A 21,226-nucleotide genomic window follows, 5' to 3' on the forward strand; every position below is an offset into this window, starting at 1 on the left:
TAGCTGAGGCTCAAAATCGTAGCTTTTATGAAAAGATCAGCTATACTGACGCAAAATTAGCAAGTTTACAGCTTAAGCTTGAGCAAATGATAGAAGGATTGACATGAGCGGCAGAGTAACAATTACCATCAATGGTCGTAGCTTCCCCATTCATTGTAATGTTGGTGAGGAAGATAGAATTAAAGAGCTCGCTTTTTATGTTGATGAAAAAGCAAAAGAATTAACGAAGAATTTTTCAGGCAAGATCAACGATCTTCATTTAATGGTGATGGTTTCACTTTTAATTGCCGATGAATTGCGTGACACGTTAAACGAAAATGAAAATTTGGAACAAAAATTACAAGAAAAACAAGTGCATATACAGCCTTCAATGGATGAAAAGCCAACAGATCCGCGTCTTACTGATCCCAATTTTTTAAAAGCAGTCGAAATGTTAGCATCACGCATGGAAAACATTGCGGAAAACATCCAACAGCGCTAAGATAGTAATGGTGGCTGCTGTGTTGTTCGATAGGCGGTTATTATCCCAGGGGCGATACTCTAGCTTTGGGCGCTGTCCCTGTCAGTATTTTGGTATTGATATATGGCACCCTTTTTAACCTTGGCCGCATGAGGATTTTCTTACCAACGGCAAAAACGGGGCCACCAAAATGTACCCTTCCTGTTTCAAACTGTGGAGGGCGTCAGATTTCGGGATTCGTCATGCTCATGTATGAAGGGATACACTCTGCGTGCCTCACCACTCATCTTTCTACCCACATTATGAAACCGATTGAGTACAAGGAGTTTGTTCTATATTAAAGAGATCAAAGCTTGCTCTACGTGAAAAATTAAAAATCAAACGTGAAATTGCGTCAAAACAAATAGGTGAAACGGCACCTTTTAAAATCCGTGATTTATTTCTAGATTATTTTAAATTTAAAACGCCTCAGGTAATTGCAGCCTATTGGCCAATCAATAGCGAATTAAATGTATTGCCTTTGGCAGAAGCCTTGCGACAGCAAAATCATATTTTGTGTTTACCGCGTATTATTACGCCGAATGGTGCACTTGAATTTGGTGTTTGGTCAGAATCTTCTCATCTTGTTAAAGGCACCTTTGGTACAATGACGATTCCGCCCGATGCGCCAAAAGTTAATCCGACAATTTGGCTCGTGCCGTTACTCGGTTTTGATCGACAAGGGCATCGTTTGGGTTATGGGAAAGGTCATTATGACAGAACACTTGAAAAATGTCGTAAAATAGAAGATATTCTAGCCATAGGTATTGGTTTTGCAGCCCAAGAAGTTCCATCCGTTTTTCATGAAACGCATGACGAAAGATTGGATTTTATGGTGACTGAAAAGGAAGTGATAAAATTTAATGAGAATTCTTTTTTGCGGTGATATTGTTGGTCGTTCAGGACGTCAGGCTGTTTCAAAACATCTTTCCAGTTTAAAACAAAAACATAAAATCGATGTCGTCATCGCTAATGGTGAAAATGCTGCTCATGGTTTTGGTTTGACGCCTAAAATTACCGATGAAATTTTTAGTTTTGGTGTGCATGTTATAACATCAGGCAATCATATGTGGGATAAATCAGAAATCATTCCTTATATGGATAAAGTACCAAACCTTATTCGTCCTATTAATTATCCTAAAGCTGTCCCAGGTAAGGGCTTTATTGAGTATAAATTACCTGATGGTCGCAAAATTCTTGTGATTAACGCGATGTGCCGTCTTTTTATGGATGCACTTGATGATCCATTTGAACGCACAATGACATTGCTTGAAAAATACCGTTTAGGATCCTCCATCAATGCTATTTTTGTGGATCTTCATGGCGAAGCATCATCAGAAAAAATGGCTTTTGGCTATTATTTAGACGGTCGCGTTTCGGCCGTCATTGGTACGCATACACATGTACCGACTGCAGATCATCGTATACTGCCAAAAGGTACAGCTTATCAAACAGATGCTGGTATGTGTGGTGATTACGATTCCGTGGTCGGTATGGGTAAAGCGGAAGCGATTATGCGTTTCACCAAAAAAATGAGATTAGGTGCGCTTCAGCCTTGTGAAGGTGAGGGGACGCTTTCAGGCGTGATGATTGATACCAATGATCAAACAGGCCTTGCAACCTCTATTACACCCATTAGACTTGGTGGGATATTAAGCCAAACAAGTATGAAATAATAACTTATAATATGCCAATATCACCCATTGTTAAAATGCGTCAAAAGCAAATAGAAGAATGGGTCGAGCGTTAATATATTAGGTTCTATTTGGGTTAATAGAGCGTCAAACACCTTTCATGTAGGAAAAGACTATCCTTCGTTCCTCATGCCTGCTCTTAACCTAAAGCGAAAACACTATACTTTATTAGGAGGATTTTTTAAAATACTTCTATTCAATGAATCTGTACAGGCAAACGATCCGAACCAAAATAACGAATATTAGGCAATGGATACTCATCTTCTCTAGATGGAAGCGTATCTTTATACATTTGGGCTATTTTTTCTTTGTTTTGAAGTATTTCTTCTTTAGATTGATTTGTAAAAATATCCATTGATTTTATTTTAGGATCAAAAGCTGCTTTAAAAGGATTTCCAGAAAAATTATAAAAGATTGCTATTGAAGGTAAATTTTTAAAATCCTTTTCACGAATGCTAAATTCTTTATAAAACATTTCAAAACGATTATCAAAAGCAGTGTTTTTACTTAATAATGGACGAATAACATGTTCATAATAATCGGTATAATAAATAGACGGATTATAATAAAAACATCCCTCTACCCCTTTTGATTGTCCAACTGAAAAAAATAAATACTCCTTTTCAAAAAAGGATTGTCTTTTTTCCCACAAAACAGGATTATGTGTTTGTAAATATAAATGAAATTCTTTATAAAAATTATCAACTAAAAGATCATATGTTGACCAATTATTTGATTTTATATCTTCCAAAATTTTTGCAGGCAAAAGAGATCCATAATAATCTAAAGAAGAATAAATTTCTTTGTTTCTTATCTTAGTGCTCAAAAGAAAGGACGGATTGAAAATACTATGAAATTTACTTGTTATACTAACATTATTTTCATGAAAAATTAAAAAACTAAAAAACCCATACATCTGTTTTATATCGATATCATTTGCTGGATTTAACATGAAATCAACTAAAAATTGTTGAGATAATTCTAATACATCAAAAAGCAATGAAACGCGATCTTTTTGTGCATCTTCAATAATTTTACATGAAAAATCATTTAAATATTCTGGATAAATAGTTTTTGGTAAGCACTTATTGGTGGATTGTAAAGCTTGTCTTATAGAAGCTAAATGCAGAATATCATGATAGAAAAAAAGATGCGGGTTCATGTTAAATTCATCTGCGGTAACTGGTTTATGCGCAAAACCTGCAAACCAAACATGCTTATTTTTACCAGGAAAATTTAAAAATATATCCACATCCGTTAAATCAAAAGGAAAAGGGATGATAACGATTTCTGGAAAAAGCGCTGCCATCGCATTCAATGATCCTAATTCATGCGTGACAGGTGATCCCGTTTTATCCACACAATCAAAATAAGTTTGTGGATCATAGTTAGAATCAACATATGAATTCATTAAAAATTGCTGATAGGAATATACATTATCTGTATCTTTAATATAAGCACTATCTTTATAACCTATCGTCATAATCGCTGCGCAAAGGCCTGAAAATTTTAAAAACCAACGATATGTTATTAAATTATTTTTAAATGACTCTTCTAAAAATTTTTCTGCTTTTTGAAGCGCAAAATATTTATTATCCATTAAATCAACAGATTTAGTATCATTTGAAATTCTATTTAAAAATAGACGAGCCAAATCATAAAATTCAGAAAGGGGTATATCCCAAGGTTTTTCATGATCTGTTAAATATTGAAAAGAATCTGATATATTATTATAAATTCTAAATATCTCATCTTTTGGAACAGAGGTTTTTAAAAACCCACTTTCATCCGTTTTTTCAGCTTCTTGAATAAGAGTAGAAAGTTTAAAGATATGTTTGTTATTATAGATTTCAATTTGATTAATTGTATCGTCTGCGTAAGGCTCATCGTCTGTTAAAGATGAAAGCGTTTCTTGAGCAGGTTCATTCAAAACATCTAATGTTGCAATTTTTAGTAATTGTTCGTAAAAAATTTGATCAGGTTGTTTTAAGCTATTTTCAATAAAAATTTTTGTTTTAGGAAAAAGAATAGGATGGATAGTATCAATGCGTTTTTCTAAGGGTGTTACCCAATTAAAAGGATTGGGTAAAATAATGATGTCAGGGAAACGTTTTATTAAATAATTTAAGGACCCGATCATGGCATAAGGGTTAGCTTCATGAGATTCAATTTCTAGGACGTATTTAAGGGGATCAAATGAAAGGGATACGTATTTTTGATATAATCCTTCTGGGCTAGATGCTAAATTTGAAATTTTGCTTGAATTTTGTGGATACCAAGAAGTAGAAACAGCGCAAAGTGACATAAATTTCAAAAACCATGCATAGGATGTTATGTTTTGATTTTTTGAATTATTTAAAAATTCATTCATTTTATGCTGAAAAACAAATGAACAATCTTGCTCAAAAGCTTTGTAAAGGTGTGCTGCTAAATCGCCAAAAGCAGGGAGAGGGATATCCCATGGATCTTTTTCATTTTTTAAATGATTGAGCGTATTTGAAATATCTGTATAAATTTGCTTTATTTTTTCTTGAGTGCATAAAGGTTTTAAGTATATATCATTATATTTTTTTTCGGATTCTTTAATAGAATAACCAAGTTCTAAAATAGCTTTATATTCAGAAATTGTAGAAGTTTCAAGAATAGGTGATGAAAGAGAATTTTCAAGTAAAGGTTTAAAATAAGGCACAGTTTGTTTAGAAAATGGGACGTCAGTATCAATTTGATGAAATGCATTTTTCTGGGAATAAGTATTACAAGATAGAGGAAGATCAATATAATTTGATGTTACGTTTGTATTCGAAAGAATTGTTGCATAAATTTGTTGATTAGGCTTCATAAATTGAAAAGAAAAAATAAATATAATACTAAAGGCAACTTTTTTCATAACACACCATAATCAACAGAAAATTTCATATTGGTTTATAATTCATTCTAAAAATAAAGTCAATCTTATTAAAAATATAAAAAAATTATAATATATTGTATATCTTGAAAAGAAGAATCTTAAGAAATTTTCTTTTGAGTACTTTTAGAAACAACATAATTCAAATAAGCATGCCGCAATTGAAGCGTAATTTGTCCTGCAATACCTTTACCTATTGGTTTTTTGTTAATTATTGTGACAGGCATCACATAATTTGTAGCACTGGTAATAAATGCTTCTTGGGCATGTTCTGCGTCATGAGTGTTGAATGGTTTTTCAACAAAAGGAATGCCAAGATCCTTTGCCATATCGATAATTGTTTTACGTGTTATGCCGCTTAATATGTTTTCATTTGTTGGTCTTGTCTGAATATAACCTTTTTCATTTACAATCCAGGCGTTGGTGGCCGTCCCTTCCGTTACAAATCCTTCTGCGTCTAAAAACCATGATTCATAGGCTCCTTTGTCAATCGCTTCTTGTTTGGCAAGAATATTAGGGAGTAATGAAATCGATTTTATATCGCATCGTGGCCAACGCATTTCAGGTATTGTGATGACTGAAACACCTTTTTGCACAACAGCATCATTAGGAAGCTTCATATGCTTGGCCGTTATAATCAGTGAAGAGGGAACAGGCGGATCAGGAAAAGGATGAAAACGAGTTGCAACACCACGCGTTATTTGTAAATAAATCAGACCTGTTTGAAGCAAATTACGTCTTTGTATTTCGCGAATCAATAAACGTAAAACAGGAAGCGTTACAGGGGGAGTAATGCGTAATGCATTTAATGAACGTTCTAAACGCTCAAGATGGCCGATTTCATCTAGAATAATGCCCTTATAAAGTGCTACGACTTCATAAACACCATCGGCGAATTGATAGCCACGATCTTCTATATGTACGCTCGCATGTGCATGCGGAAGATAGTGACCGTTAACATAAGCAATACGCGACATATAATTTCTCCTTGAGTTGTATTTTGGTTTTTTCTCTAACTGTCTAGATTATGAGGTAAAGTCTAGAAAGAACGAGAACCAGAACGGAGTGTACTTCTTTGTACATGAGTACCGGAAGCGCAGTTCTGACGACGAATTTGCCCATAATCTGGACAGTTAAAAATAGTCCAGACCAACGGTAAAAAGTTTCTCCGCTTTTTTAATTTGTGCCTTTTCTGCAATAACAATTAGATAATCGTTTGATTCTAAAATAGTGCGATCATTAGGGAAAATAACCTTATTTTCTCGAATGATGCAGGCGATCATAATGCCCTTTGGTAATTGAATCTCACTAAAAGGAGGGCCGATAAGTCTAGAGGTTTCAAGTAAATGGGCTTCGATAATTTCTCCAAATTCTTCACGCAAACTATGAACAGCTTGAATTTTACCACGTCTTACATGTTTTAAAATTGATGAAATGGTTACCAAATTAGGCTGCACAACAGCATCAATGGAAAGCGGCCTAATAATAGGGTCATAATTTTGCGAGGTAACAAGGCTTATGGTTCTTTTGCACCCATGATATTTGGCAAGAGATGACGCTAATATGTTGGTTTCATTGCTATTTGTTAAGGCCATAAAGGTCTCATCTCCATCGAGATTGAGTTCTTTAAAGAAATCAGGTTCTAAAATATCACCGAAAAGAACAATTTTATCCTGCAATTCTTCAACGATTTGTAAAGCAATTTCTCTTTTCTTTTCAACCATTGTAAACGACAATTTGGGTAAATCTTGCTTTAATTGTTTTGCAAGGCTTAGTCCAATTTTGCCACCGCCTGAAATGATGAGTCTTTTGCTGTGTGTTTCCTCATATCCAAAAGCGGACAAAGCGCGTTGTACTTTATCGGTTTCAACTAAAAAATATACTTTATCGTCAGGTAATAATTGGTCTTTACCTTTGGGAATAAAGGCTTCTTTGTCTCGAAAAATAGCTATAATATTAAAATTAAGGTAAGGAAAAAGTTCACCTAATTGTCTTAAAGGGGTATGAATAATCGGTGTATCATCCGTGCAAATCACGCCTAATAATTTAACTTTAGGTTCCGTAATAGGAATATAATCAAAAATCCCTGAAATTTGGCTTAATTGTAAAAGAATATTGGCAATTTCAGCTTCAGGTGAAATTACTTTATCCACTGTTAAATAATGTTGTTCAAAAAGTTCTGCCCATTTGGGGGATCTATAATTTTGATCGCGTATGCGCGCAATTTTCGTAGGGATACCAAAGAGCGTCCCACCAATTTGGCAAGCAATAAGATTTACTTCATCAAATTGCGTCACAGCAATTAAAATGTCGGCATCTTTAGCGCCAGCTTCTTCCAAGATATTGGGAAGTGCCGCATTGCCTACAATGCCTTTAACATCAAGTCGGTCTGTTGCGCGTTTAATTTGAGTTGCGTCGGTATCTATTAAAACGATATCAGCATCACCAGAGGCGAGGTAACGAACAATACCATATCCAACCTGTCCACCACCGCAGACAATAATTTTCATTGAACCCTCTGAAAAATAATCAATGACTAATTATATCATATACCCAAATAATCCGAAACTACCGTTTTTAGCCGATGATCTTTGGTCGCTTTTTGAACCAAAAATTTCTAAGGTAAAACAATTATCTGTTAAAATTTTCAGCATCAAAAATCACCTCAAATCTCAGACTCAAAAATCGGCATTTCCAAATCATTTGGGTATAGGAAAAATATATCGCAAAGATGTTGGAATTTGCTCGCTCACAACATTTTATGAAATATATGTTGACATATTGTGTTGCGTTAATGTATACTTTTATTATATTGACGAACAAAGATGTTGATTTAAGATTAAATCCAAATATTTCTTGGAGGTTTTTGAGTTATCATCCTTAAATTTATGAATACTATTTTATTAAAGTTTATTTTTATGGAGTTTCAAAATGAAAAAACTATCACTCTCTTTTATGCTTCTTTTAGCAAGTCCAACTTTTACAGCAAATGCAGGTTTATCAGATTGGTATAATAGTGCAACTAGCTATGCTAATACTGCTGCTATGCTGGTCAATTAGCAGGCATGGCAAAAGATGTTGCTCAAACAACATATAATGCAGCCTATCAAGCATATGAAAGTAGCCATATTTCGGAATACGCTACAAGCACTTATAATACAGTTTATAATTGGGCAAGCGAAAATATTAGCCATCTTTCAACTGCGACTAAAGACAAAGCAAGATCTTATCTTCAATCAAAAGCCGTTGATTTAATGGGCAAATACACTGTGAAGCTTGTCGACAAAAAAGTTGACAGATTGCTTTATGATCTTGTCTACAAGCAAAATGGTGTTCATGTTGAAGATGCTGAAGGTAATGTCATCGGCCATATCTATAATGATAATGCAAACTTTTTACGTAATTTTGCCGCTAAATTTGGCGTCGATTTAAATACATTGGTACCATATATACCTGGTCAAAAAGCATTATGGAATTTCCTTGAAAATCGTTTTTTCAAACTAACTTTATTGAATAAAACAATTGCAAGCCAAACTGTACAATATGCATTAGGTAAAAAAATTAAAGCTGCAACCCTTAAGGCTGTTGGGGCTGCTATGGGACTTGCAGAATCAAAAATTTTAGATCTTATTACAAGCAATAACATGGTTGTTACACCGGAAGAAGAAGCTCAAATCACACAATTAATGAATGTTAAGAATTCAACTGATGCGACTTCAGTAGAAATTGACGGTACAACTATTGCTGTTGATTCTTCCTCTGAAGATCTAGGTATGTTAGAGCAAGCCGTAAACCATTACGTTTCTTTATTTAAAGTAAACTTTAACGAAACAGTTGAAAAAATTGTTGGTACAGTTGCTAACCTTGCCGCAGCAGAGCTTGCTGAAAAAGCTTTAAATATTGCTGAAACAGCAACTCAAACTGCAGTAGGATTTGGTGCAACATTACTTAATCCATCTTATGGTGTGATCGCTTTGTTAAGCTTAAAAGCTGACAATGAACTTAATTCTGATGACACATATTCAAAAAGTATCGTTCAGTGGTTAGTTGGTTATGATGCACGTAAAGCAGATCTAGAAAATAGATCTTCAAATTTTGCGTCACAAATGTTGCAAAAAATACTTCCTAATTTTTTACAAGCAACATCTACAGACTATGACAATGCCTATGGCAAACTCGTCACAAGTACAGATGGTGAATGGGAAATTATTGGCCGTGACGCTTCTACAATTGTTTCAATGAGCAAAGTTGTTGAAGGTATTCAATCGTCCTTTGGGAATATCGCATCAGGTTTCGGTGAATCTGTTAAAAACATTTTTGGTAATGCTGTCAAAAATTTAGAAAAAGTTGTTGAAACAGGTAAAGACATTGTTTCAACTGTTGCTGAAGTAGCAGAGAATCTTGTCGAAGATCTTCCTACATTTGGCCATAATATTTATGATGCAGAGCCTGGTTATGATGAAGAGGTAGAGCCGAATTTCACTGATAAAATTATCGCTTGGTGGTACGGATCTAAGTAAATTCGATTCTTCGTGTTGAAACAAAAAGAGGCCTTCAGTTAACCTGGAGGCTTTTTTTTTGACATATTAAATTATAAGTAGTACGTTAACTTTTTATTAATTGATTTTGACTAAAATTAAATTACAAACAAAATATTTATTGGAGTTTTATAATGAGAAAATTTTTATTAACCCTCGTTTCTTTTTTAGCTTTGTCTGCAAGCGCGCAGGCACTTGATGTTCTTGTGCAAAACGAATCAGATCATCCTATAAAATTATATGTAAGTCATACATGGTATATGCTATCTTTTATCTCTGAAGATAAAAAATGGTATTATGTTGATCCGCACCAATCTATAAAAGTTAAAGTGCATGATGAGAGTCCAACACGTGTTTACATGTATCGCTTGAATCTTAAAGCAGCTTTTAATAATGCGAAGTATTTAGGGGGCGTTTACGCAGGATCTTCAGCTTTAAGTTTAAGTAATGCACTTTTTTGGATACCTGCTGCAGCAATTGCTGCAAAGACGACTTGGGATGGATTTCCTATTACAAAGCAAACAATAGATCCAAAAATACCAACTGAAGAAAATCGAGTCAAAGCTATTTTAATTGAAAATTATACGAAAAATAAAGATACCATTCAATCTGTTCAGGCGAATGCAGATTTAAAACATTTTATTAAATTAATGGTAACCAATATAGGTCCAATGGTAAGTGATCATATTGAATTTACAGAAAGATATGGTCAATTGGCAGATCTTCTGACGCATAGTGATAATCTTTGGGCAATATATGATATTGCGTCCCAATTAGAATTAGATTTAAATGAAGCAATTGGGTTAAAAATAAAGGCTGCACAAAAGAAATCAATAGCACAAACAATTGAAGATCTTAGATCAATCATTGATGAGATTCCAACATTAAAGAATGAATATAACGATCTTCAGCAGCTTCAAGGTATTGATTTCTACATTGCTGCCGTCAAATTTATGCAAAAGGCAAAGAATATGGGCGCAGGCGCTTTGGCAGACCTTGCGCCACCAGAAGAAGATGATGATATTGGTGATGTTTCATCTTCTCAGCAATCAGATGAAGAAGAATTTCCTGTCCCGCCTGAGCTTGATTAGAGCTTTATCTAACGTTATAGTCAAATAACTTCAAATTGATGCATCGTCATTCCTTGCTCATGTAGGAAGAGACTACACATCACGCGTCATTCCTTGTCTGAATTTAAAATTATTTGACTATAGTACAATCGCCCTTTTGAAAAAGAGGGCGATTTTCTTTTTTTAACTCTCTTTGACTCACAGCAATCCTTCATAAATAAAATTAAATTTTTTATGTCATATGGGGTGAATTTTTTATAAAAAAATGTTAGACTTCATACAAAACATATAGCATTTTTCAAAAATTCAGACCAATGAGAAAAGCAGGGACCAAATGACAAGTTTTTTGGATGAAACATCTTTTTTATATAATCAAAATGCTGATTTTATAAGTGATCTATATCTTAAATATTTGCAGAATCCTAATAATGTGGATTCAAGTTGGCGCATATATTTTGATCATCTAAAAGATGATTCTCAATCCATTGAAAAAGAGCTTAAAGGCGCAAGCTGGGGTGAAAAATTACCTTTTATAAGCGATATTGAAAAACCGATTCAACGTCCTGAAAAAGGGGCAAAACCATCCAAATCAGAAGATCTAACACCATATCAAACACAAAATCTTATTCGTCTTCTGACACTTATCAGATCTTATCGGGTGCGTGGTCATTTAAATGCAGATTTAGACCCACTTAAACAAGAAAAAATAAATCATCATCCGGATCTAGATCCTGTAGCTTATGGGTTTACACCAGAAGATATGGGTAAATCCATTTATGTTGCAGGCCTTTTAGGCTTTGAACAAGCAAGTCCCAACGATATTTTAGAACGCCTTAATGCCATTTATGCCAGTAATATTGGTTTTGAATTTATGCATATTCAAGATTTGGATAAACGCAATTGGCTTCAAACCGAAATTGAATCAGGTCGTTTTCAAGCAAAACTTCCCAATGATGATAAATTAAAGATTTATAAGGAACTTTTGGAAGCCGAAAGTTTTGAGCGTTTTTTACATGTTAAATATGTCGGCACCAAACGTTTTGGGCTTGAAGGAGGGGAAGCTATGATTCCTGCCCTTGAAGAAACAATTGCCTATGCAAGTCGTATCGGTATTGAAGAAATTGTGATTGGAATGGCGCATCGCGGCCGTTTAAATGTTCTTACCAATACAATACGTAAATCTTACACATCGTTGTTTTCACAATTCCAGGGAGGATCCGTTAATCCCAATGATGTTCAAGGGTCAGGTGATGTTAAATATCATTTGGGTGCTAGTGCTGATCGCGTGATAAACGGTAATAAGGTGCATCTATCTTTAACACCTAATCCGTCGCATTTAGAGGCCGTTGATCCGGTGGTGGTTGGAAAAGTACGTGCAATCCAGCAAGATTATCCACAAGAAACCAATAAAGCATTAGGGATTCTTCTTCATGGAGATGCGGCTTTTGCAGGCCAAGGCATTGTTTCAGAAACACTTTGTTTGTCTGAACTTGAAGGGTATAAAACAGACGGCACACTTCATTTTATTATCAATAATCAAATTGGTTTTACAACAAAACCAAAATTTTCGCGTTCAACACCTTATCCATCGGATGTTGCAAAAGGAGCCCAAGCACCTATCATTCATGTGAATGGTGACGACCCTGAAATGGTTTTCAAAGCAACACGTTTGGCTCTTGAATATCGTCAAAAATTTAAATCTGACATTATTTTGGATATGTTCTGCTACAGGCGTTATGGACATAATGAAAGCGATGAGCCAGCTTTCACGCAACCTTTAATGTATGCCATTATTCGTAAGCAGCCTTCTGTTAAAGCTATCTATGAAGATAGGTTGAAAGCAGAATTTGTTTTGTCTGATGAATTGGTTCAAGAAAAAACACAAGAGTTTTTAGCTAAGCTTGAAGCTGATTATCAGGCGGCTCAAAATTATGCACCCGACAAAGCTGAATGGTTGCAAGGACAATGGTCTCATTTAACAGCTGCTAATGGTCAGAAAGATGACACCATCACAGGCGTCAATCTTAATACACTCAAAGAAATTGGTACAAAATTAGCTTTTGTCCCCGACGATTTTAACATCAATCCTAAATTGACGCGTTTGATGCAAGCTAAAAAAGCTATGATGGAAACAGGCGCGCATATTGATTGGGCAATGGGCGAAGCGCTTGCTTTTGGAAGCTTGCTATTAGAAGGTCACATTATTCGTTTAAGTGGTCAGGATTCAGGACGCGGTACTTTTTCACATCGTCATGCTATTCTTTATGATCAAGAAAATGAGAAAAAATATATCCCGCTCAATAATATAAATGAAAAGCAATCACGTTTTGAAGTCTATGATAGCCCCCTTTCAGAATTTGCGGTACTCGGTTTTGAATATGGATATTCTATAACGCAACCTGATCATCTTGTTTTATGGGAAGGCCAGTTTGGTGATTTTGCCAATGGAGCGCAGGTTATTATTGATCAATTTATTTCCTCGGCCGAAAGCAAATGGTTACGTATGTCAGGGCTTGTGATGTTGTTGCCGCATGGTTATGAAGGCCAAGGCCCAGAACATTCTTCAGCACGTTTAGAGCGTTATTTACAACTTTGTGCTGAAAACAATATGCAAGTTGTCAATTGCACAACGCCTGCAAGTTACTTTCACGTTTTAAGACGTCAATTAAAACGAAATTATCGTAAACCTCTTATTGTCATGACACCAAAATCTTTATTGCGATTAGATTTAGCGCAATCAACTTTAGCAGATTTGGCTGAAAAAACTTCTTTCAAGCCCGTCATTGGTGAAACAGATGACATTGATATTCCTTCAAAAGTAAATCGCATTGTTCTATGTAGTGGTAAAGTTTACTACGATTTAATTCAACAAAGACGTGCGTCAGGATTGAAAAATGTAGCAATTTTACGCCTTGAACAATTATATCCATTCCCGGAAGATCAATTAAAAGAAGCATTCAAATTATACCCCAATGCTGAAATGATTTGGTGTCAGGAAGAACCTAAAAATATGGGCGCATGGTTTTTTGTTGATAGGCGTCTGGAAGAAGTATTATCATCTATTCAGCATCAATCACTTAGACCTATTTATGTGGGTCGTGCCGAATCAGCATCGACTGCCGCAGGACGTGAAAAAATACATATCGAGCAACAAAAACTATTGGTTAAACAAGCCCTTGGCTTAAAAGACGATGTATCAGGAAAATAAAATGAGCATAGACATTAAAATTCCATCCTTAGGCGAATCTGTTTCTGAAGCAACGATTGCCAAATGGCTTAAAAATGTTGGGGATTCCGTGAAGCAAGATGAGCCCATCGTCGAACTTGAAACCGATAAAGTAACGCTTGAAATCAATGCGCCTAAAGCAGGAGCACTCACAGAAATTATAGCAGCCGTTGGTGCAAGTGTTAAAGTGGGCGCCATTATTGGTAAAATAAATGAAGGCCAAGCTGGTAAAGAAGCATCTTCAAAAGAACGACTTGCAACAGAAATAGCGCCGAGAGAAACACCTGCTAAAGATGAAGCACCTCCCAGTTCAACGAAGCAATCTGCTTCTGCTCAAGCACAACCAGCTAAGGCGCAACAAGATTTGCCTTTATCACCTGCAACACGTAAATGGGTTGATGAAAATCAAGTGAATCCAAAAGATATTACGGGCACAGGAAAAGATGGACGTCTGACAAAAGGCGATGTGATTTCATTTTTAAATGCGAAACCTGAAATAGCAGCAACGCCTGTTGCAATGCCAGCTGTTTCGACCGCTGCTGGTCGCAGTGAAGAGCGTGTTCGTATGTCACGTTTACGTCAAAAAATTGCAGAACGTCTTAAATCAGCACAAAATACAGCAGCTATTTTAACAACGTTTAATGAAATTGATATGAGCGCTATTATGAGTTTGCGCGAATCCTATAAAGCGCCTTTTGAAAAACGTTATGGCGTGAAACTCGGATTTATGGGTTTTTTCGTGAAAGCCGCTATCCAAGCGTTAAAAGAAATTCCAGCGGTGAATGCCTCAATCGAAGGCGATGAACTTGTCTATAAAAATTACTATGATATAAGCGTTGCAGTCGGTACGGCACAAGGTCTTGTGGTCCCTGTGATTCGAAATGCGGATCAAATGAATTTGGCCGAGATTGAAAAACAAATTGGCGATTTTGGCGCACGCGCTAAAGAAGGCAAACTTAGACTTGAAGAGCTTCAAGGTGGAACGTTTACCATTTCCAATGGCGGGGTCTATGGATCCTTAATGTCGACGCCTATTTTGAATCCCCCCCAATCAGGCATTTTAGGCATGCATAAAACCGAAAAACGACCGATTGTTGTGAATGATCAAATTGTTATTCGTCCTATGATGTATATTGCATTATCTTATGATCATCGTGTGATTGATGGTAAAGAAGCGGTAACGTTTTTAGTGCGGGTGAAAGAAAATATTGAAGATCCGCAACGGATGTTATTGGGTGTTTGATCAATTGTTAACTAGACCTCTTAGAAATTAACAATGTCTTAACCCAAATTGTTTCCCTGGACCTGTTGAGCCCAAAGGGCTCGAACAGAGATCCAGGGTCCAGATAACATTTGTGATCAAAGATCACACGATATTCTAAATGAGTCATGCTCTTCGAGCATGTATTTTTGTCTGGATCCTGGATCTGTATTCGAAGCTTCGCTTCTCACCTGTCCAGGAAAACGAATTGAGACTGATAGTTTTGGAAGAATTTTAACGAATATCTTCTTGTTATAAATTAGGAAATTAGAAATGCGTTTTGATTTGGTTGTGATAGGTGCAGGTCCTGGTGGTTATGTGGCTGCGATTCGTGCGGCTCAATTAGGCATGAAGGTCGCTTGTGTTGATATGCGTGCAACATTAGGTGGTACGTGTTTAAATGTCGGCTGTATCCCATCAAAAGCACTTTTGCATTCGAGTGCGCAATATGATCAAGCTCAAAAACATATGCAAGATCATGGTATTATATGCTCTGACATTAAACTTGACCTTGATCGTTTAATGGCACGTAAAACTAAAGTTGTTGATGATCTAACAAAAGGCATCAGCTTCTTATTCAAAAAAAATAAAGTAACGTCATTTCAAGCAAAAGTTTCTTTTGAGTCTGCTACAAAGCTCAAATTGATTCATCCCGACACCAAAGAAACGCAATATATTGAAGCTGATAAAGTCCTTATTGCGACAGGATCCGAATCGATTGATTTACCTGGTATTAAAGTCGATGAAACAAAAATAATTTCGTCAACGGGCGCACTTGCATTATCAAAAATCCCCGAATCAATGGTTGTTTTAGGGGGCGGTTACATTGGTTTAGAGCTTGGCTCTGTTTGGGCGCGATTAGGCAGTAAAGTCACGATTGTTGAATTTATGGACCGCATCTGTCCCCAAATGGATCAAGAAATTAGCTTGAATTTAAAACGCTTGCTATCCAAACAAGGACTTGATTTTAAATTAAACACTAAAGTTATTTCAGCTAAAATTGATGGCAATAAAGTAGCTTATGAAATTGAATCTGAGGGTAAAACTGAAAAACTATCGACTGATGTCTTACTTGTATCGATTGGTCGTAGGCCTTATACGGATGGTTTAGGACTCGATAAAATTAGTATCCAGCTGGATAATCGTGGCCGTATCCCTGTTGATGCACAATATAGAACAAGCAATCCATCCATTTATGCTATTGGCGATGTGATTAAAGGGCCCATGCTCGCGCACAAGGCCGAGGATGAAGGCGTTGTCGTTGCAGAAATAATGGTTGGTCAAAAACCACATATTAATTATGACGCCATTCCTGGTGTTGTTTACACACATCCAGAAGTTGCAACAGTCGGCAAAACAGAAGAAGAATTAAAAGCGGATCAAATTCCTTATAAGGTTGGTAAATTTCCACTTTCTGCAAATAGTCGAGCGCGTGCAATGGGTGAATCAGATGGTTTTGTTAAAATACTTGCCCATCGCGATTCGGATCGTGTTTTAGGTGTGCATATCATAGGACCAGAAGCGGGCACCATTATCGCTGAGGCCGTTTTAGCCATAGAATATGGTGCAAGTAGCGAAGATATTGCGCGCACCTGTCACGCACATCCGACGTTGAATGAAGCTTTTAAAGAAGCAGCTTTAGCTGTTGATGGACGTGCTATTCATATTTAAGTATTCTAACTATACATTCTTTTAGTTAACAGCATAAGGTATAATTTCAATTCCTTCGTTTGATGTCGAGGGTACTTTAAGTTCTTCTTTCCAAGCCTGCATGGGTAATATAGCAAAAGCTGAAAGATCAATTTTCTTTTGTTGACTCTGTTGAGGTTGCGCTTGTGATACAGCTTTAATGGGCTTCATTTGCGGTTGTTGCGTTGCCACTTGCTGTTTGTCTTGCGTCTGTGCTGCAATTTTAACGGATTTCATTTGTGCTTGTTGCGTCTGCACTTGCGGTTTTGCTTGCGTTTGTGCTGCAACTTTAACAGGGTTTATTTGCGGTTGAACTGTTTTTTGAGCAATTTTTTGCGTTTTAACTTGCATTTGATTTTGAAGCATTAATTGTCTTTGGATGAGTTGCTGTTTTTTAATAGCAATAGGATCACTTGCATATACCAAAGGCGCTAATATAATGCCAGCAAAAGCGATAATAAGGGTACATGTTTTCATGGCTTAATCTCTCCTAATTTGTGTATAATTTTATTATAGGAAAAAAACATTAATAAAATATGAATTGCAATATATATATTAAACAAAGAATTAGGTGGAGCGTTGAGCTTAAGCTAGAAAATATGGTATCAATTAATTTATTATTCCTTCAGCAAATCTATTATTTTAATTTTTTGTCTTTCATTTAAATAAATGCAATTTCTAGAGGCATTATTAACAATATGAGACTTTATTTCAGGGCCTTTATCGATTTCTTGATTAAAAAGAGGATGATTTTCAAAATTAAATTCTATTTTATTTTTCTTTTTTAAATGAATATATCTATAAATGCATTCATTCTTCTCGGTTGTTTTTTTATAGATAAACATGTCATCAATAATATACCACATAATTTCATCATTTACCTTTATAAGAGGTACATTTATATCCACTAAAAAACCATTTTTAGTATAAACTCTAAATGCTGCACTCTCATCAATAAAAGTGGATAACTTGCTATATAGGACCAAATAATTATTATAGATCTTGCAGTCAGGAAAATTTAAACAAGATGTATCTTCTTGAATTTTTTGATTGATTTGATAATAAGATTCTTCATTTGATATATCTTCAGTGATATTTAATAAAGTTAAAAACGATTTTTTTAAATCCGCAAAATCGTGTGTTTCCTGCGTAATAAACAAAACGTCATTATTTACATTCATATGCTTTAACGAAACTGGTGGAAGGTTAATTTTTTTTGAAAATTCAATTTCACCTGTTTTTTTATTAATAATAAATAATTCAAAAGATTGATTCTTCATTAAAAGTACGTAGATATTTTTTTGATCAAAACAATATTGAAAACGTTTATAAATATCCTCTTCAGATTCGATTGAAATATCATTTGTATCGAATTTCATAAACCAATGTGCAAAACCATCTTTTAAATGACAAGCATAAAAATTAAATCTATTACCATTCAAAGCATCGAGTTCAATCCCATATAGAGCATTTGCATCAGCATCTATTTTGCAATGTTGTAGTTGATCAATGACCTGGGCATTTACGTTGTTTAGCTCCTTAGTAAGTTTTGTTGAATAGGCCTGATAAAGATTATTGGGGTTGGAATTCCATTCGGACATAATAATTAAATCAGGATATTGTTCTTGGAGTTCGATATTGTTACGAAGTGCTGAACATTTTTCAAAAGAAGATTCAGCATGATAAGCTTCATACATATTATCAGCATATGAAGTAAGTAAGGGATCAAGATGGAGATTATGTATATTTTCTATCCATGCATCCCATAATGATGTATTTTTTTGTTCTGTTAAAAAATTAATTCTTTTTTTAACGGCATTAAAGCGTTGCTTTAAAGGTATTTCTTGTGAAGAAACAAATTCGCTTTCAAGTTTATCCCACAATTGTATATTTAAAGTATAGAAGCCAGCAAAAGGAACGTCAGCTGTATCTCTAAAGAAAAGATACAAAGATTGAGGTGATAGGGTTTGTTGTTCGTATGCAGAAGAAGCAGTAAAATGCAACAGGATGTCAAAAAGTTTTTTTCTAAAATCTCGATCATTATCGTGCAGTTTTATCTTAAAAAGATCGTATGTGATCGTTGATAATTCAGTCTTAATGTGTTCAACAGAAGAGCCTGATTCTGTGGGAACAATAAAAGAAAACAACAATTCTTTAATTTTATCACAATCATTATTGTTGATCGTTTCAGGGAGGTTAATTTTTTGAATTTTTGAAAGTTTTTGAATTTCAACAAGATATATAAACCAAAAATTTTCTAAAATATTTTGTTTTTCAGAGGTTAGGTTAATTTGAAAATAATCTCGTAGCTGTTGATAAAGAAGATTTGTATTTTGATCTGCGTAAGATACGTTGGAATTATTGATCAGACCATTCCATAAATAACGTAATAACAAAGGTGTCTTGACGGCTTTAAATTTTTCATAGAAAAACTGTATGTTCTGAGGATGCTTAATCACATAATTAATAGACTCTTGTATAGGATTAAAAATATCTTTTAAAGCAGTATTGAAATCAAAATAGTCTTGTCGACGAAGAATAATTCCGTCAATAAAAGCGTTAAGAATAGGATTTTCAATGCTGTTTTTCGCTTGTTCTAACTTAAGAAGAGGCTTAACTTTCCAATATAATTCAGGTTTTTTTTCAATGAGCAAGGGAAGATACTTTATTAACATATCTATATATTGATCTTTGTTTGGAAGCACTATTTTTTCATCCGTTAATAATTCTAACAAATATTTAATAGGCTGATCGTCTTTTCTTTCGACAGCTGTTTCAATTGTCAATTTAAATAATTGCTCAATATCAAACTCTATGCTTCCTGCGAGACATATTAGATCTGGATAATCTATGAGCGTTTTTAAGTAATGAGCCAAGTGATTTTCTTTAAGATTTTCGATTGTTGTCTTAACGCTAATGTTAAGTTTTTCAAGTTGTTCGGGCTGATCCTGAAAAGCTTTTTCAAAGCAATTTTTAAAGATAATAAAAGTTTCAATATGATGTGGAATGAGATAAAAAGAATCTGTGCGTGCCCAATATGTGCATAATTTTTCTAAATAGTTTTTTAAAGCTGTATCAGGATCTTCAATAAAAAGTTTTTTAAATCTATCAATACGCCATTCATCGTGAGCACATCGATGCGTATAATTTTCTGGCCAATGAATTCGATTTTCACTGATATAGGCCTCATAATCTTTGAGGTTTAGAGGTGCTGCAACGCTATTTTTTGAAATTGAAAAAATAATAAAAAAAAGGATGCAGACTATTTTCATTGAGTTTGTGTCCAAGGCTTTGTTTATTATTAAAATCTAAACTAGAAGTTATGAAAAATATCACACACTATTTACTTGATCAAGATAATCTATAGCTATATAAAAATACGGCACAAAACTATTAATAACATCCATATCTAAATGAATGCGTTGCGCTAAATCAATCGTAATTTTTTATGCACCAACAATCATCATTAAATAATTTAGACATTTCCTTAATCATACTCTTTACGTAATTCATCTTGTAGTTCACTTTCTAATTTCCACAATCTTTCAGCTTCTTTGAAAGAAGCAGATCTATCTTTTCTGCTTAATTCAGATTTCCCCTGATAATGAAACTGTGCAAGTTGCGAAATAGCTGAAGTTTTCCATATATCAAAATCTTTATGAAGGATTATTATATTCATGAATTTTTCAGCTTCTTTATATCCCTCTATTGTGTTTTGACGACTTAATTCAGTTTCACCATTTCCTTGCATGCTAATAAGCAATCCTAAACCTGTATATTTAGAAGGTATATATTCATTTTGTTCTGCAAGAATCTTATAAATTCTTTCAGCTTCCTTTAGTCCTGCAATTTTGTCTTTTTGCCCAATTTCTGTGTGACCCATTTGATGCAACATTGCCAACTCACCCAAAGCAGTATATTTATATTCAGGATCTTTAATATTTTCCAACGCAATTTTAAAATATTTTTCAGCTTCCTTAAAGGCTGCAGCTTTATCAGTCAAGCTCAACACTGTTTTTCCATCTTTATGATATTGAGCCAATGTTATTAAAGCTAAATTTTTTTCAAATGATTGATTTGATTCAATCACTTTTTTAAGAAGATTTTCAGCTTCTTGATACGCAGCTTTTATATCTTTCTGTCCAAGTTCTGTTTGTCCATAAGCATATTTATCCGCTGAAAATACCATTTGACTTAATGGAGAGTTTAAATTTACAGAATTTTCTAGAGATTTTACCTCCTCAGCTGCACAATTAATAATATTTGAAGTGAAAAAAAAGAAAATAAAGAACAAACGCATGATTTTCTCCTCGTATAAAGCACCTATTACTAATTTTACACTAA

The 21,226-nt window shown here is 34.7% G+C and carries 15 protein-coding genes; 9 read left to right on the forward strand and 6 right to left on the reverse strand.

The window, feature by feature from the left end; genetic code table 11:
• Window positions 1–103 precede the first annotated feature (103 nt).
• The 3 genes from Q8L85_09600 (at window position 104) to Q8L85_09610 (ending at window position 2,175) form a co-directional block, all read left to right on the forward strand.
• Window positions 104–481 (forward strand): cell division protein ZapA, encoded by a 378-nt coding sequence (locus Q8L85_09600; GenBank protein MDP1724939.1) that lies wholly within the window; start codon window positions 104–106, stop codon window positions 479–481.
• 313 nt (window positions 482–794) lie between these two features.
• Window positions 795–1,385, forward strand: coding sequence for a 5-formyltetrahydrofolate cyclo-ligase (locus tag Q8L85_09605; protein ID MDP1724940.1), 591 nt, complete (start codon window positions 795–797; stop codon window positions 1,383–1,385).
• Window positions 1,363–2,175, forward strand: a complete 813-nt coding sequence (locus Q8L85_09610) for a TIGR00282 family metallophosphoesterase (protein ID MDP1724941.1) — start codon at window positions 1,363–1,365, stop codon at window positions 2,173–2,175. Before Q8L85_09605 ends, Q8L85_09610 begins: the two co-directional genes overlap by 23 nt.
• A gap of 214 nt (window positions 2,176–2,389) precedes the next feature.
• On the opposite strand, the gene Q8L85_09615 is transcribed toward Q8L85_09610, so the two are convergent.
• From Q8L85_09615 to trkA, 3 genes are all read right to left on the reverse strand, one after another.
• A complete protein-coding gene (locus tag Q8L85_09615) occupies window positions 2,390–5,080 on the reverse strand; it encodes a hypothetical protein (protein ID MDP1724942.1) in 2,691 nt (896 codons plus the stop codon).
• Between the two features lie 119 nt (window positions 5,081–5,199).
• Entirely contained in the window at window positions 5,200–6,075 is an 876-nt protein-coding gene (locus Q8L85_09620) for a D-amino-acid transaminase (protein ID MDP1724943.1), read from the reverse strand.
• 156 nt (window positions 6,076–6,231) lie between these two features.
• Entirely contained in the window at window positions 6,232–7,608 is a 1,377-nt protein-coding gene (trkA, locus tag Q8L85_09625) for a Trk system potassium transporter TrkA (protein MDP1724944.1), read from the reverse strand.
• 421 nt (window positions 7,609–8,029) lie between these two features.
• Here trkA and Q8L85_09630 point away from each other — a divergent pair, with 421 nt between their 5' ends.
• From Q8L85_09630 to lpdA, 6 genes are all read left to right on the forward strand, one after another.
• Complete coding sequence (locus tag Q8L85_09630) at window positions 8,030–8,158, forward strand: hypothetical protein (protein MDP1724945.1); 129 nt, start codon at window positions 8,030–8,032, stop codon at window positions 8,156–8,158.
• A 5-nt stretch (window positions 8,159–8,163) separates the two neighbouring features.
• Entirely contained in the window at window positions 8,164–9,618 is a 1,455-nt protein-coding gene (locus Q8L85_09635) for a hypothetical protein (protein ID MDP1724946.1), read from the forward strand.
• A gap of 152 nt (window positions 9,619–9,770) precedes the next feature.
• Window positions 9,771–10,727 (forward strand): hypothetical protein, encoded by a 957-nt coding sequence (locus Q8L85_09640; protein MDP1724947.1) that lies wholly within the window; start codon window positions 9,771–9,773, stop codon window positions 10,725–10,727.
• Window positions 10,728–11,040: 313 nt separating this feature from the next.
• Window positions 11,041–13,914: a 2-oxoglutarate dehydrogenase E1 component gene (locus tag Q8L85_09645; protein ID MDP1724948.1), complete on the forward strand. Its 2,874-nt coding sequence runs from the start codon at window positions 11,041–11,043 to the stop codon at window positions 13,912–13,914.
• Window position 13,915: 1 nt separating this feature from the next.
• Window positions 13,916–15,175, forward strand: coding sequence for a 2-oxoglutarate dehydrogenase complex dihydrolipoyllysine-residue succinyltransferase (gene odhB, locus Q8L85_09650; GenBank protein MDP1724949.1), 1,260 nt, complete (start codon window positions 13,916–13,918; stop codon window positions 15,173–15,175).
• Between the two features lie 291 nt (window positions 15,176–15,466).
• Entirely contained in the window at window positions 15,467–16,864 is a 1,398-nt protein-coding gene (gene lpdA, locus Q8L85_09655) for a dihydrolipoyl dehydrogenase (GenBank protein ID MDP1724950.1), read from the forward strand.
• Between the two features lie 21 nt (window positions 16,865–16,885).
• On the opposite strand, the gene Q8L85_09660 is transcribed toward lpdA, so the two are convergent.
• From Q8L85_09660 to Q8L85_09670, 3 genes are all read right to left on the reverse strand, one after another.
• Window positions 16,886–17,359, reverse strand: coding sequence for a hypothetical protein (locus Q8L85_09660; GenBank protein ID MDP1724951.1), 474 nt, complete (start codon window positions 17,357–17,359; stop codon window positions 16,886–16,888).
• Window positions 17,360–17,499: 140 nt separating this feature from the next.
• Window positions 17,500–20,154, reverse strand: coding sequence for a hypothetical protein (locus Q8L85_09665; GenBank protein MDP1724952.1), 2,655 nt, complete (start codon window positions 20,152–20,154; stop codon window positions 17,500–17,502).
• 215 nt (window positions 20,155–20,369) lie between these two features.
• The gene (locus Q8L85_09670; protein ID MDP1724953.1) at window positions 20,370–21,182 is read right to left on the reverse strand and encodes a hypothetical protein; all 813 of its coding nucleotides are present in this window, start codon (window positions 21,180–21,182) and stop codon (window positions 20,370–20,372) included.
• Window positions 21,183–21,226 lie beyond the last annotated feature (44 nt).

The organism is Alphaproteobacteria bacterium, assembly GCA_030680745.1.
Taxonomy (GTDB): Bacteria; Pseudomonadota; Alphaproteobacteria; order JAUXUR01; family JAUXUR01; genus JAUXUR01.